11 protein-coding genes and 1 pseudogene are annotated in these 13,910 nt (G+C 63.1%); 3 read left to right on the plus strand and 9 right to left on the minus strand.

Annotated elements, in window-relative coordinates:
• Positions 1-48: 48 nt before the first annotated feature.
• Positions 49-1,608, plus strand: a complete 1,560-nt coding sequence (locus tag QM685_RS16605; RefSeq protein WP_415117460.1) for an intermembrane transport protein PqiB — start codon at positions 49-51, stop codon at positions 1,606-1,608.
• 231 nt (positions 1,609-1,839) lie between these two features.
• Here QM685_RS16605 and QM685_RS16610 read toward each other — a convergent pair whose 3' ends face one another.
• Genes QM685_RS16610 through QM685_RS16635 form a run of 6 tightly spaced genes read right to left on the minus strand, consistent with a single transcriptional unit; the run spans position 1,840 to position 8,445 of the window.
• A complete protein-coding gene (locus tag QM685_RS16610) occupies positions 1,840-2,781 on the minus strand; it encodes a 3-keto-5-aminohexanoate cleavage protein (RefSeq protein ID WP_415117461.1) in 942 nt (313 codons plus the stop codon).
• Positions 2,782-2,806: 25 nt separating this feature from the next.
• Complete coding sequence (locus QM685_RS16615; RefSeq protein ID WP_415117462.1) at positions 2,807-3,508, minus strand: SDR family NAD(P)-dependent oxidoreductase; 702 nt, start codon at positions 3,506-3,508, stop codon at positions 2,807-2,809.
• A 31-nt stretch (positions 3,509-3,539) separates the two neighbouring features.
• Positions 3,540-4,859, minus strand: coding sequence for an MFS transporter (locus tag QM685_RS16620; protein ID WP_415117463.1), 1,320 nt, complete (start codon positions 4,857-4,859; stop codon positions 3,540-3,542).
• A gap of 36 nt (positions 4,860-4,895) precedes the next feature.
• Positions 4,896-5,765, minus strand: a complete 870-nt coding sequence (locus QM685_RS16625; protein WP_415117464.1) for a fumarylacetoacetate hydrolase family protein — start codon at positions 5,763-5,765, stop codon at positions 4,896-4,898.
• Positions 5,756-6,721 carry a VOC family protein gene (locus QM685_RS16630; RefSeq protein ID WP_415117465.1) on the minus strand — a complete coding sequence of 322 codons (966 nt, stop codon included), beginning with the start codon at positions 6,719-6,721 and terminating at the stop codon, positions 5,756-5,758. Before QM685_RS16630 ends, QM685_RS16625 begins: the two co-directional genes overlap by 10 nt.
• Before the next feature lie 11 nt (positions 6,722-6,732).
• The gene (locus tag QM685_RS16635) at positions 6,733-8,445 is read right to left on the minus strand and encodes an FAD-dependent monooxygenase (RefSeq protein ID WP_415117466.1); all 1,713 of its coding nucleotides are present in this window, start codon (positions 8,443-8,445) and stop codon (positions 6,733-6,735) included.
• Between the two features lie 156 nt (positions 8,446-8,601).
• Between QM685_RS16635 and QM685_RS16640 the strand changes: the two are divergent.
• Together QM685_RS16640 and QM685_RS16645 are read left to right on the plus strand one after the other, a co-directional pair.
• Positions 8,602-8,727 (plus strand): annotated as a pseudogene (locus tag QM685_RS16640) (LysR family transcriptional regulator); the annotation flags it as partial.
• A gap of 87 nt (positions 8,728-8,814) precedes the next feature.
• Positions 8,815-9,507, plus strand: a complete 693-nt coding sequence (locus QM685_RS16645; protein WP_415117512.1) for a LysR substrate-binding domain-containing protein — start codon at positions 8,815-8,817, stop codon at positions 9,505-9,507.
• Between the two features lie 152 nt (positions 9,508-9,659).
• Here the strand turns inward: QM685_RS16645 and guaA are convergent, their stop codons facing one another.
• The 3 genes from guaA to guaB form a co-directional block, all read right to left on the minus strand.
• Complete coding sequence (gene guaA, locus QM685_RS16650) at positions 9,660-11,243, minus strand: glutamine-hydrolyzing GMP synthase (protein ID WP_415117467.1); 1,584 nt, start codon at positions 11,241-11,243, stop codon at positions 9,660-9,662.
• A 215-nt stretch (positions 11,244-11,458) separates the two neighbouring features.
• Positions 11,459-12,232 (minus strand): hypothetical protein, encoded by a 774-nt coding sequence (locus QM685_RS16655; RefSeq protein WP_415117468.1) that lies wholly within the window; start codon positions 12,230-12,232, stop codon positions 11,459-11,461.
• A gap of 6 nt (positions 12,233-12,238) precedes the next feature.
• The gene (guaB, locus tag QM685_RS16660) at positions 12,239-13,699 is read right to left on the minus strand and encodes an IMP dehydrogenase (RefSeq protein ID WP_415117469.1); all 1,461 of its coding nucleotides are present in this window, start codon (positions 13,697-13,699) and stop codon (positions 12,239-12,241) included.
• Positions 13,700-13,910: the final 211 nt, after the last annotated feature.

Consider the following 13,910-nt stretch of genomic DNA (forward strand, 5'->3'; position numbering starts at 1 on the left):
GCGCCGGCTGCTGCGAAGCCTGTGCGACGTGGTCACCGGAAATCTTTAGTGGACAGACCTGGCCGGCCTTCGATCATCTGGTTGATTCCCCTTGCCGCGGCACTGGCTGGCGGTGCACTGCTCGTACAAAAGTGGGCACACGGCGGCCCGGACATCAGGATCAGCCTTGCCTCCGCAGAAGGGCTTCAGCCCGGCAAGACGCGGGTACGCTACAGGGACGTGGACATTGGTGGATTGACAGCCCTGCATCTGTCCGTAGACCGGACGCGCGTTCTCGCAGATGTGGCGCTCGACAGGTCGGCAAAGCGCTTCGCGGAATGCAGCACACGTTACTGGATAGTCCGCCCTCGTATTGACGTGACTGGCATCTCTGCGCTCGCCACGGTTCTATCGGGAGCATACATTGCGACCGATATCGGGCACGCGTCCGCACAATGCCGGGATTTCGCAGGGCTCGAGACGCCGCCCATCATCACGAGCGACCAGGAAGGCAAACGCTTTACGCTCCGTGCCGATTCGCTCGACTCACTGACAACTGGATCGCCCGTGTACTTCCGGCGAATTCAGGTAGGCCGGGTTCTCGGTTATTCGCTGTCGAAGGATGGATCGGAAGTCGTCGTGGAGGTTTTTGTCCGGTCACCATATGATCGTCGTGTTAAATTGAATTCCAGATGGTGGCAGGCAAGCGGGATCGACCTGCGACTCGACTCCAGTGGTTTCAGGCTCGATACCCAGTCGATGGCATCCGTGCTTTCCGGTGGCATCGCGTTCGACACCGCCGGATCGGCGAGTGCAGCCCCCCCAGCCGAAAATGGTGCTTCATTCATGCTTGCGGGAAGCCAGGAGGAAGCCACACGGAAAGCCGAGGACGGGCCGGTAGCCCGCGTTTACATGCGATTTGCACAATCGCTGCGTGGCTTGTCTGTCGGTGCCCCCGTCGATTTCCGTGGCGTCGAACTGGGCCAGGTTGCCGCAATCGACATCGACTTCAATCCTGCATCTACCCATTTCGACATGACCGTCGCGCTCGACCTGTATCCCTCGCGACTTGGGAAGCGTTACCGGGAGACGCTCGGCAATGGTGATGGTCCAGAGGGCAAGGTTTTGCTGCATCAACTGGTTGCAGATGGCCTGCGTGGACAGCTACGCACCGGGAGTTTACTCACGGGCCAGCGATATATTGCGCTCGACTTCTTTCCACGGGCCCCCAAAATCCGCATCGACACCGGGCAGGCTGCAGTCGAACTTCCGACCGTTCCGGGTACACTCGACGAGTTGCAGGACCAGCTTGCCCGTATCGCGCAAAGACTCGACCAGATTCCGTCCGATGAGATCGGGCGCAATCTCAATGAGACCCTCGCGAACGCCGCCTCGTTGTTCCAGCAAGTCAACACGGAACTGGTCCCGGAAGCCCGCTCGGCGCTGTTGGCAGCAAGGCAGTCATTCGACGCAGCCAATGCTACGCTCCAGCTGGATTCTCCGTTACAGTCTGACGTTCACCAGGCGCTGAGCGAACTGCGCAGGACACTCGCATCGCTCAACTCGCTCACCGAGTACCTTCAACGTCACCCCGAAGCTGTTGTCTGGGGAAAGCCTGCTGGCCAATAGGCCATATGAACAAAAGGGTTACGCCATCACTGACGTAACCCTTTGATTTTTCCGGCGGAGCGGACGGGACTCGAACCCGCGCCCCCCGGCGTGACAGACCGGTATCATGTACCTGCCGTGTCTGATCACGGCCGGGAGAATCCGAGCGGCCATCAATCCATGTATGACAAGAACGTGCGTTCGATCAGAGATGATTTGGGAAAGTCCGCGTCATGCAGAGACCGGTACGGGTCAAAAAGCCGTCTTGCTTGCTCCTTTCAATCCGAGCATCTCGCGCGCCTCGGCTGGCGTCGCGATTTCGAACGACAGTTCTTCGAGAATTCGCCTGATCTTCCTGACCTGCTCCGCATTGGACCTGGCCTTCGTGCCTTTCTCGAGAAAAATACTGTCCTCGAGGCCGACGCGAACGTGGCCGCCCATGATTGCGCCGACTGTCAACAGCGGCATCTGGTGTCGTCCTGCGCCCAGTATCGAGAATTCGTACGCGTCGCGGCCAAACAGCCTGTCCGCGATCCCACGCATCACCGAGAGATTCTCCGGATCAGGTCCCATCCCGCCCAGAATCCCGTAGATCGACTGGATGAAGAAAGGCGGCTTCACACCTCCCTCGTCGACGAAATGCGCGAGATTGTAGAGATGCCCGACGTCGTAGCACTCGAACTCGAAGCGGGTGCCGTGCTCGCCCAGTTGCTGCAGAATGTGCTTGATGTCCTTGAACGTGTTCCGGAAGATCAAATCTTCCATTCCCTCGACGTAAGGCTTTTCCCACTCGTATTTCCATTCGTGGATTTTCCGGGCGACCGGATGGATCGAGAAGTTCATCGATCCCATGTTCAGCGAACACATCTCGGGTTTCGCGATCAACGGATAAGCGAGGCGCTCTTCCAGCGTCATGCGCGTGCTGCCGCCCGTCGTGATGTTGATCACCGCATCCGTCGCCGCCGCGATTCGCGGAACGAACTGGTGGAACAGTTCGGGATCGGGCGAAGGACGGCCATCCCGAGGATCGCGCGCATGCAGATGCAGAATGGCGGCGCCCGCCTCGGCCGCTTCGATCGACTGTTCCGTGATCTGATCGGGCGTAAGCGGCAAAAATTCCGACATCGTGGGCGTATGCACCGATCCGGTGACAGCGCACGTAACGATCACCTTGCGGTTCTTGGATTCGCTCATGTTGGCTCCAGGTTGAAACGGTGAACTACTTGCCGAGGGTCATGCCGCCATCGATCGTTACGGTCTCGCCGGTCATGAACTGGAAGGGAGGCTGCGCAAGCGCGATCATCGCAGCCGCGATTTCCTGGGGAGAGGCAAGGCGGTTCATCGGATGCATCGCAGCCAATGCGGCCTCATCCAGTTCGCCTCGGTCGACGAGTTCCTGGACCAAAGGCGTCTTGACGTAGCCCGGCGCAACGGCGATGACCCGGATGCCGTCGGCCGCCCATTCGTTGCCGAGCGAGCGCGTCAGTGTGACGATGCCGGCCTTGGACACCGAATAGTGCGCGCGTCCTTTCAGCATGAGCGTGCCGGCAACCGACGCGACGTTGACAATGACGCCGCGTCGCGCGAGCAGCTTCGGATGAAGCGCATGGGCGGTGTAGAACGATCCGGTGAGATTGACCGAGAGCACGCGGTTCCATTCGGCCGGATCCTTTTCCGCGACAGGCAGGCGGTCGCCCGCGATGCCCGCCGCATTGATCAGCAGATCGACGCCATCGAGGTTCGCAGCCGCGGCCGCCACCGACGCATAGTCGGCGACGTCGACGTGAACCACGCCGGACGCATCGGCCCGGTCCCAGACGATGACCTCCCATCCTTGCGTGCGCAGTTGCCCTACGCACTCTTCTCCGATGCCGCTTGCGCCACCCGTCACGACTGCGATCCGGTTGTTCGTAGATTCCATGATTCTTCCCTTGAAGATGAGTCGAAGCGCTTTACGCGCGCACCTGGCCCGCGACGCTTGCCTGGACGCGCCGACCGCGCACGCAGACGATCGCGAGCAGCGCGCTCGCCAGCGTCACGAAGCCGAATACGATCGCGGCGGAATGCCAGTCGCCGCCGGTCATCTGCATCATGTGTCCCGTCAGCGTCGGACCGAAAAAGCCGCCGAGCGATCCGATGGTCGTCACGAGCGCGAGCGGTCCCGCTTTAGCGCCGATGAAGTTCTGGATCGACGCATTGAGCGGCCCGTAGTAAGCGATCGTGTAGCCGTTGATCAGCGACACCACCGCGAGGAACGCAGCCATCGAGATGGCCGCTGCGCCATTCAGCATGAAGAACCCCGCGCTGCCCATCAAACAGACCGCAGCCAGATGCCACCGGGTGTCGCCGAACCGCTCGCTGCTCCGGCCGACCAGATAACTGATCACGAACGCCGCGATATTGGGCAAGCTCAGCAGCGCGCCGATCTGCAGCGGGGTGATGTGATACATGGCCTTCAGGATAATCGGCAGGAAGTAGATCAGCGCGAAGGTGGCCGCATAGGCGATGAGCAGAACGGCGAGCATGCCCCACAGAACCGGCTGGCGGAAAACGGCAAAGCCATGCCAGACGGATTCGCTGGCGTCGTCGGCCGGCCCCGCTTCGGCCTGCATGAGCGCGTGCAGCGCACGACGCTGGCGATCGTCGATCCAGCTTGCGTCGCGAGGCGTCGAAGGCAGGACGCGCAAGATCAGCAGTCCGAGGACGATGGTCGGTACGCCCTCCAGAAGGAACAGCCATCGCCAGCCGGGCAGCCCGTACCGGATATTCAGCAACGCACCGGCAAGCGGGCCGCCGACGATCAGGCCAAGCGGGATCGCCATGATCAGCAGCGCGTTGACCCGGCTGCGATAGCGAGGCGGCATCCATGACGCGATGTAGTAGCTGACCGCGGGAGCGAATCCGCCCTCGACCAGCCCGAGGCAGAATCGCAGTACGTAAAAGGAGCGCTCGCCCTGCATGGCCGCCATCAGGCACGACATGCCACCCCATGCGATGACGAGGGCCGCGATCCATCGTCGTGCGCCGATGCGCCGGAGCATCAGATTCGCCGGTACGCACGAACCGGCGTATCCGATGAAGAAGAGTCCCGCACCGAGTCCGTACGCGGCCAGCGAAATGCCGAGCTCGCTGCCCATCTGCAACTGCGCGTAGCTGATGTTGGTGCGATCGATGAAGTTCATCAGATACGCGAGAAAGATCAGCGGCATCACCCGGCGGCGAAAGCCTGCCACCGCCTGATCGGCCGCACCGTACTCCTCTGCTTTCAGCATTGCCTGTCTCCTTGATTTTTATGTATGACGACGCGTTCAGCGCGGCTCGGCGATGACGACGTTCTCGATATGGCCGATCCCATCGATTTCGACGCGCATCACGTCGTCGATCTCGAGGAACCGGGGCGGATTCATCGCGACGCCGACACCGGACGGCGTGCCGGTCGCAATCACGTCGCCGGGCTCGAGCGTCATCACGGTCGACAGATACTCGATCTGATCGTAGATGTCGTAGATCATGTCGCCGGTCGACGTGCTTTGCCGCACCTCTCCGTTGACCAGCATCCGCATGTCCAGTCGATGCGGATCCGGAATCTCGTTGGCTGTGACGATCCAGGGCCCGAGCGGACCGTGCGTATCGAACGACTTGCCGAGCGTGAATGTCGGTGACCGGAGTTGCCAGTCTCGAACCGACACGTCGTTGGCGATCGTGTAGCCGAAAATGACGCTCGCGGCCTGATCGCGTGACACGTGGCGGCACCGCTTGCCGATGATGACGGCCAGTTCGGCTTCATAGTCGAGCTCGCGCGAAACCGATGGCATGTGCACCGAATCGTATGGGCCCGTCACGCACGACACCTGCTTGTTGAACCAGAGCTGGCTGGTCGGCACGGGGATGCCTTTGCGCAGCGCTTCCTGCGCGTGCTCCTGGTAGTTCATCCCGATCGCGAGATATTTCGACGGATTGGGAATCGGTGCGAGCAAGCGCACGTCGGCGAGCGGATACGCGTCGGCGGTCGCCATGTCGGCGCGGGCGATATCGGCAAGCAGGCCGGAGCCGCCGCGAATCAGATCGAGCATCGTCGACGGCATCGCCGCGCCGACGCGCTGAAGATCGATCACGCGATCGTCGCGGACGAATCCGATCGACCGGCGCTGCTGATGTTCGAAAGTTACTACGCGCATGACGTGTCTCCTGTTCCGCTTCCCGACGAAGCGGCTTCGTGGTTCGTGATGAACTCGGCCGGGACCTCGGGACCCCACAGATACATCGAGTCCGATGAGGGATGGAATCCGGCCTGCCATTCCTGGCCGGATTCGATGAAGTCGATATCGTATGAGTACTCGGCATAGCTTCCCCACGGATCCCGTACGTAATAGAAATAATTCGATCCGAGGCAGTGCCGGCCCACGCCCCAGCCGCGATCGTGACCGGCCGCCTTCATGCGCTCGCCGCCCCAGCCCACTTCATTGACGCTCGCGACGTCCCAGCTCGAGTGATGCAGGCCTGACGCGGCCGATCGCGCAAACGCCAGCAGGTGATGATCGCTTCCGTGCGCGCCGTGCAGGAACGCGACGTGATCGGAGCGATCGGACAGCCGCATGCCAAGCGTGCCGATGCAGAATTCGATCGCCTCGTCGAGGCTCGGCGTAAAAAACGCAAGATGAGACAAGCGCCGCGGATGCACCGGCGGGCACGACGCTCGACCGGCCGTGCCGGCCACGCCCGCCGGAGCGATACGCCCCGGCGCGGAGGATTTGGCGTCGGGCATCGTTTTTTCCGCGACGCGCAGCACGATCTGAAGACCGCCGGGTGCGCAGCACCAGAGTCCGTCCGTCGGCCCCAGGCGATGCGGTTCGCTCGATCGACCGGATTGCGACAGGCGTTCGCGGAACGTCGACTCGTCCTCGGGAAAGATACCGAGCGCGACGTATTGCAGCGCTTTTGTGTCTCCCTCGTGGATCTTCGCCCAGCAATGTTCGGACGCTTGCGTGCGCAGTTCCAGGCCATGCGCCACGCGGGCGACCCGCAATCCGAAATCCTCGAAAAAGCGTGCGGCGACATCGAGGTTCGGTACGGTCATGCAGAAATGATCGACCGAATGAATGCTTGCGCCTTCGCGCTTCGGTAAAGTCGACATGACGCTCTCCTTTATCGCGAGACGGACGCGGAGTCGGTCCGGGCCGCTTCAGGCGTGAGCCCGACCATTGCATTGGGGAGCATCGCGCCGCGCGCGAGATCGAGAATGTGCGCGGGCGACTGATCCGAGTCGCCGCGCCATGCAATGTGGTGATCCGGGCGAATCAGGATGCAGTCCGCGCCGTAGAGTTCGCGGACCTGCGGATTCGCGAGCGTCAGGATGGCAAGATCGAGATTGCGCTCGCGGGCGGCATGCCGCCAACCGTCGGCGTCGACCGGCCCGCATGCGACGAGCGTGAAATCCCGACCGAGCTGGTCGAACAGCGGCGTACCGTCGATCGAGACATGCGGAGCGCGTGCGCCGGGGCGCGCGGTCGGCACATAAACATTCGGATCGTCAGGCATCGGCGGCGCATCTTCCTGCGCGACGATCGGGCTGCCTTCGTACAGCAAGCCAAGCTGAAGTCCCGGAATGTGATACTCGGCTGCCGCGTGTCGAGCCAGGCGTTCGCCGCATTCCTCGCGTGCGACGCGGCCTGACGGGCCGTCAAGCTCGATATCGTCCGGAATCCCGATACGGCCGATGCTGTCGGCCATGCTGCGCGCAAAGGTGGTGTTCCGTAATGCGATCGGATGCCGTTCTGCCTCGTAAGTGTCGAGTAACGCGGGCGGTGCGCTCCCTCCGGTAACGAGCGCCAGCTTCCAGCCGAGATTCACCGCATCGTCGACGCTCGTGTTGTAACCCATGCCGGCCGTCGGCGTGAACAGATGCGCGGCGTCTCCGGCAATGAATAAGCGTCCCTTCGAGAACGCCTTGGCGACGAGCGTATACCCGGCCTGCCACGGGCCGGCGGCGATCAACTCGAAATCATGCCCGGCGCCGACCACCTCGAGAACCGCCTTGCGGCAGTCGACATGGGCGGGATCCTCCCCCGTTGCGAGTTGAACCGCCAGCAGGAATTCGTCGACGCCGTTGATGGCATTCAGCACGCCGCGCTGCGACCGGTTGAGCGCCCAGTACTGCCACGCCTTCCGGCCACCCATCACGTCATACAAATCGCGCGAACGGAAGTAAATCGACAGCATCTGACCGCCCATGAAATCGCGCTGCTCGTTGCCGATTCCATCGTATGTGACGTCCATCGCACGCCGCACGAGGCTGCGCGGCCCGTCGCATCCGACGACGTAGCGGCTGCGAAGCGACTGCGGATCGCCGCCGTCCGGATTCACGTGTTCGACGATGACGTCGGCGCCGTGGTCGACGACCGAGAGTGCGCGGCGCCCGACACGCAGATCGACGCTGGGATAACGCCGCACCTGATCGCGCAGGATCGGTTCGATGTACATCTGCTGCGCGCGATGCGGCAGTTCGGGCGTCGCCCAGTCGGCGCGCGTGCGGTCGCCCTCGTCTCGCCACTGAATGGCCTGCGTGCGCGACGGCATCTCGAAGCGGGCCAGCTCGTGCCGCACGAGGCGCGTGTAATAACGCACGTCGGTCGGATGGTCATCGGGCAGACCGACGTTGCGCACGAGATGCGCGAAGCCGCGTCGACGGTAGTGCTCCATGGTCCGCGATGACGTGGCGTTGGCCTTCGGGAAATCGGGCGGCGCCACGTCTTCTTCGAGCAGCACGCAGGGAACGCTTCGGCAGCCGAGCTCGATCGCCAGCATCAGCCCGGCCGGTCCGCCGCCAATGATGACGACCTCAGTATCGATTATTGACATGTCTCCACTCCAGTTTGTCCCGGATGACCGCCCTCGTGCTTGTCGTCGTGCTTGTCGAATAGGGGGTTCGGTTTGCGTTGGAGTCGATACTAGAAATTTGTTGAGCGATACATAAGATGGCAATATTGACCAACCGATACCTGTTTGTTATCGATCATGAAAATCCATCACCTTCGAGATTTCGTCGGCATCGCGCAAGCGCGGAGCGTTCGTGCTGCCGCTCGTGAACTCGGTCTCGCTCAGCCAGCATTGACGCGAAGCCTGCACGAACTGGAGACTGAACTCGGCATGCCGCTCCTCGAGCGCCATGCGCGTGGCGTCACGCTCACCGACGCCGGGCATGCGTTTTTGCGGCGCGCGCAATGCGCGATGGAGGAGTTGCGTCGTGGGCGCGATGAGGTCGCGCAAATTCATGGGCAGATGTCAGGCTCGGTTGCCGTCGGCATGTCGAGCGCTGCGTGGCTATCGTTGATGCCGGACGCTTACAAGGATTTCCGGAGCGCGTTTCCGCAGATCCGGCTCCATTTGCTTGATGGCGTGTTCGCGGTCCTTGAACCACGGTTGCTCAACGGCTCATTGGATTTCATCGTGGGCCCAAGACCTGTCGAGCCGCTTGACCACGGTTATCGTGTCGAACTGCTGTTTCGAAATGAGCTCGTGATTGGCTGCCGCGAGGGGCACACGCACGCCGACGTGACGGACCTGAATGAGCTGATCGAGATTGAATGGCTCCTCAGCGGCATACGGCCCAAGGCGGAGGAAGAATTGCAGCAGCTATTCGGGGCACGCGGTCTGCGGAGTCCGGGATCCGTGACGCGCGTCGACTCGGCGATCGGCCTTGCCATACTGCTGTCCTCGACGGACGCCGTCGCGCAGGTGCCGCATCAATGGCTCGAGATGTCCGTGTTCGGGCGGCAAATCCACAGGATTCCGATCGCAGACCGCATCGCCGGCCCGGACATCGTCCAGATATCGCGGGCCGGCGTACCGCTGACACCCGCGGCCGAGCGCTTTTCGACGATGCTGAAGCGCGTCGCGGGACGACTTGACAGGCCGGCGTAGCGGGAAATTCGCGCTCGACGAATGTCGCAATTCAGGAACAGTACGACATCCTGGCGCTGTTACCGTACAGCGCACCTGAGCCCTCAACCTCTGTTTTTAACGGAAAAACAGGCAAAACCGGCACTCCCAGAACGACTTGGGAGCAGTCTAGATCACTCCCACTCAATCGTCGCCGGCGGCTTCCCCGAGATGTCATAAACAACCCGATTAATCCCCCGCACCTCATTGATGATCCGGTTCGACACCTGCCCCAGCAGTTCATGCGGCAGATGCGCCCAGTGCGCGGTCATGAAGTCGAGCGTCTGCACCGCACGCAGCGCGACGACGTACTCATAAGTCCGCCCATCGCCCATCACCCCGACGCTCTTCACCGGCAGGAACACCGCGAATGCCTGGCTTGTCAGGTCGTACCAGGACTTGCCGGTTTCCTTATCGATCGTGTTACGCAGCGTTTCGATGAAAATCGCGTCCGCGCGGCGCAACAGGTCCGCGAAATCGCGCTTCACTTCGCCGAGGATCCGCACGCCCAGACCCGGGCCCGGGAACGGATGGCGGTACACCATCGAGTGCGGCAGACCGAGCTTCACGCCGAGTTCGCGCACTTCGTCCTTGAACAGTTCGCGCAGCGGTTCGAGCAGCTTCAGGTTCAGCGTCTCGGGCAGACCGCCCACGTTATGGTGGCTCTTGATCGTCTGCGCGGCCTTCTTGCCCTTGCCCGCCGATTCGATCACGTCCGGATAGATCGTGCCCTGCGCGAGCCACTTCGCGTCGGTCAGCTTGCCCGCCTCGGCCTGAAATACTTCGACGAATTCCGCGCCGATGATCTTGCGCTTCGCTTCCGGATCGGTCACGCCGGCCAGCTTGCCGAGGAACGCCTCGCTCGCGTCGACGTGGATCACCTTCACGCCGAGGTGATCGGCGAACAGCGCCATCACCTGCTCGGCTTCGTTCAGCCGCAGCAGACCGTGATCGACGAACACACAAATCAGTTGATCGCCGATCGCGCGATGCAGCAGCGCCGCCGCCACCGACGAATCGACGCCGCCCGACAAGCCCAGGATCACGTGCTCGTCGCCGACCTGCTCGCGAATCTTCGCGACGGCCTCGTCGATGTAGTGGCCCATTTCCCAATCCGCCTTCGCCCCGCAGATCTGCAGCACGAAGCGCTCGAGCATCGCGCGGCCCTGCACGGTGTGCGTGACTTCCGGATGCCATTGCAGGCCATAGAAGCGGCGCTGTTCGTCGGCCATCGCGGCGATCGGGCACGATTCCGTCGATGCCATCAGCGCGAAGCCCGGTGGCATTTCGAGCACCTTGTCGCCGTGGCTCATCCACACCTTCAGCATGCCGTGGCCTTCGGGCGTCGTGAAATCGCTGATGCCTTCGAGCAGGCTCGTGTGGTTACGCGCGCGCACTTCGGCATAGCCGAATTCACGCAAATGGCCGATGTCGACCTTGCCGCCGAGCTGCTGGGCCATCGCCTGCATACCGTAGCAGATGCCGAGCACCGGCACGCCGAGTTCGAACACGGCTTGCGGCACGCGCGGCGTATCGTCCTCGGTGACCGAGCTCGGGCCGCCGGAAAGGATCACGCCCTTCGGCGCGAAATCGCGGATGAACGACGCGTCGACGTCGTACGGATGGATTTCCGAATACACGTTGGCTTCGCGAACGCGACGTGCAATCAGTTGGGTGACTTGCGAACCGAAGTCGAGAATCAGGATCTTGTCATGCATGGCAGCGGACGGAATCAGAAGTGGGCGGATACGGAATGCCGCGCACGACGCGCGGCGTTGAATTCAAAGCGGTGCAGGCGGCCACGCATAAAATGCGGCGCGGACCTGAAACATCTCGATGAAGCGCACGGTTATGGCCAACACTGCGGCCAGCCGCTTGCGGTGCGCGCGAACGAAACCCGGTAGCTTCGGCAAACGGCGTGGCGCGCGGCGCGTCAGCCATGAAACGGCGGCCGGGGTGTGCCGGGCGCGTCGCTGCGGGTGTCGCCGGAGGCAGCCGCCGCGCGCGCGGCGCGTTCGGACTCGCTCAGGCCGGGTTCGCTTGCGCCCGGATGGAGCGGCGCGGCGGAACTGACGTTAGGCGCAACAGGTGCGTTGGCAGCCGGATTGACCGGCCGCGTTGCCGGCACGACAGGCTCGGCCACCGGTTCGGCGTGATAGACCGGAAAGCCCGCGGTGACACGCGGCTCGCGCGGAGTGTCCCGCTCGAGTTCGCGCCGCCGCGCGGCTTCCTTTTCAGCCTCTTTCTCCGCTTCTTTGGCGGCACGCTTATCGGCCCTGCTCGAAGAAGACTTGACCACGCTCCCCTTCTCGCGCCGCCGCACCGCGCCCGCCAACCTCACGCCACCCAGGCCGATCACCACCAGCACGACACCGGCCAGCACCGAGACGATCTGCCCGAAGCCAGTCAGCGACGGCGTACGCAACCCGAGCAGCCAGACCAGCATCAGCACGCCGCTCAGCCAGTGCACGTGACCGACGACCTTCGCGACCGTCGACGTCAACGCCCCATCGAACGACGCATGCACCGCGAGCCACGCGAGCCCGATCAGCGCGACGCCGAATGCCTGGCCGACCAGCGCCGGCTGCGTCGGCACCAGTTGCAGGTTGTTGTACAGCGAAGCCCACGGCGTCAGCAGGAACAGCAGGCCGAACGCCAGCAGCACCAACGCATCCAGGATCAGTACAACACGCAGCAGTGGCTTCATCGGCGTTTAGTCCACGTGGTAGTTGGGCGCTTCCTTGGTGATCTGCACGTCGTGCACGTGCGACTCGCGCAGGCCCGCGCCGGTGATCTGCACGAACTCGGCCTTGCCGTTCATTTCGGCGATCGTGCGGCAGCCGCAGTAGCCCATGCTCGCGCGCACGCCGCCGATCAACTGGAACAGGATCGCGTTGACCGAGCCCTTGTAGGCGACGCGGCCTTCGATGCCTTCCGGCACGAGCTTGTCGATGTTCGCCGAGTTGTCCTGGAAGTAGCGGTCGGCGGCGCCGTCCTTCATCGCGCCGACCGAGCCCATGCCGCGGTACGACTTGTACTGGCGCCCTTGATACAGGAACACTTCGCCCGGCGACTCTTCGGTGCCGGCGAACATGCTGCCCATCATGACCGCGCTCGCGCCCGCGGCGAGCGCCTTGCTGATGTCGCCCGAGAAGCGCACGCCGCCGTCGGCGATGACCGGCACGCCAGTGCCCTTCAGCGCGTCGGAGACATTGGAGATCGCGGTGACCTGCGGCACGCCCACGCCCGCGACGATCCGCGTCGTGCAGATCGAGCCCGGACCGATACCGACCTTGACGCCGTCCGCGCCGTATTCGACGAGCGCTTTCGCGGCCGCGGCGGTCGCGATGTTGCCGCCGATCACCTCGACGTGCGGGAAGTTCTGCTTGACCCACTTGACGCGCTCAAGCACGCCCTTGCTGTGGCCATGCGCGGTATCGACGACGATCACGTCGACGCCCGCCTGCACCAGCAGCTCGACGCGCTCTTCGTTGTCCTCGCCGACGCCGACCGCCGCGCCCGCGCGCAGCTTGCCGTGTTCGTCCTTGCATGCGTCCGGGTGTTCGGTCTGCTTGGTGATGTCCTTGACGGTCATCAGGCCGCGCAGCTCGAATGCGTCGTTGACGACCAGCACGCGCTCGAGGCGGTGGCTGTGCATCAGCGCCTTCGCTTCGGCGAGCGGCGTGCCTTCCTTGACGGTGACGAGGCGCTCGCGCGGCGTCATGATGTTGCGCACCGGCTCGTCCAGACGCTCCTCGAAGCGCAGGTCGCGGTTCGTCACGATGCCGACGAGCTGCGAGCCCTCGACGACCGGAAAACCCGAAATGCCATGCTGGCGCGACAGCGCGATCACGTCGCGGACCTTCATTTGCGGCGGCACCGTGATCGGATCGCGCACGACGCCCGACTCGAAGCGCTTGACCTTCGCGACTTCGCGCGCCTGCTCGGCCGGCGTGAGGTTCTTGTGGATGATGCCGACGCCGCCCATTTGCGCCATGGCGATTGCCAGACGTGCTTCGGTCACCGTGTCCATCGCGGCGGACACGAGCGGCATGTTCAGGGAGATGTTGCGGGTCAGCCTGGTCTTGAGGCTGGTGTCGCGCGGCAGAACATCGGAGAAGGCCGGGACGAGGAGCACGTCATCGAACGTGAGTGCTGTTTGGATCAGACGCATGGCAAATCCTATAGGCGCAAAAGCGAATTATACGCGATACCACCCCGGTTTTCACTGCGCGAACAGCAGCTTAGCGAATTTCAGACGATTTTTTCCGTGTTCCCGAGGCCGGCGATTTCGCCTGGCTGTTCGCGCCGGTTTCGATCGGGTTTCGTTTGCGCGTTCGCAGGCAAAAGCCCCCTGGAGGCCGGCGGTAAACGCGGCGCATGCC

Source organism: Paraburkholderia sp. (assembly GCF_047605525.1).
Lineage (GTDB): Bacteria > Pseudomonadota > Gammaproteobacteria > Burkholderiales > Burkholderiaceae > Paraburkholderia.

Excerpts from the sequence above, each read along its gene's own strand:
- QM685_RS16610 (WP_415117461.1), bottom strand. The coding sequence starts at position 2,781 with ATGAGCGAATCCAAGAACCGCAAGGTGATCGTTACGTGCGCTGTCACC.
- QM685_RS16615 (WP_415117462.1), bottom strand. The coding sequence starts at position 3,508 with ATGGAATCTACGAACAACCGGATCGCAGTCGTGACGGGTGGCGCAAGC.
- QM685_RS16620 (WP_415117463.1), bottom strand. The coding sequence starts at position 4,859 with ATGCTGAAAGCAGAGGAGTACGGTGCGGCCGATCAGGCGGTGGCAGGC.
- QM685_RS16625 (WP_415117464.1), bottom strand. The coding sequence starts at position 5,765 with ATGCGCGTAGTAACTTTCGAACATCAGCAGCGCCGGTCGATCGGATTC.
- QM685_RS16630 (WP_415117465.1), bottom strand. The coding sequence starts at position 6,721 with ATGTCGACTTTACCGAAGCGCGAAGGCGCAAGCATTCATTCGGTCGAT.
- QM685_RS16635 (WP_415117466.1), bottom strand. The coding sequence starts at position 8,445 with ATGTCAATAATCGATACTGAGGTCGTCATCATTGGCGGCGGACCGGCC.
- QM685_RS16645 (WP_415117512.1), top strand. The coding sequence starts at position 8,815 with ATGGAGGAGTTGCGTCGTGGGCGCGATGAGGTCGCGCAAATTCATGGG.
- guaA (WP_415117467.1), bottom strand. The coding sequence starts at position 11,243 with ATGCATGACAAGATCCTGATTCTCGACTTCGGTTCGCAAGTCACCCAA.
- QM685_RS16655 (WP_415117468.1), bottom strand. The coding sequence starts at position 12,232 with ATGAAGCCACTGCTGCGTGTTGTACTGATCCTGGATGCGTTGGTGCTG.
- guaB (WP_415117469.1), bottom strand. The coding sequence starts at position 13,699 with ATGCGTCTGATCCAAACAGCACTCACGTTCGATGACGTGCTCCTCGTC.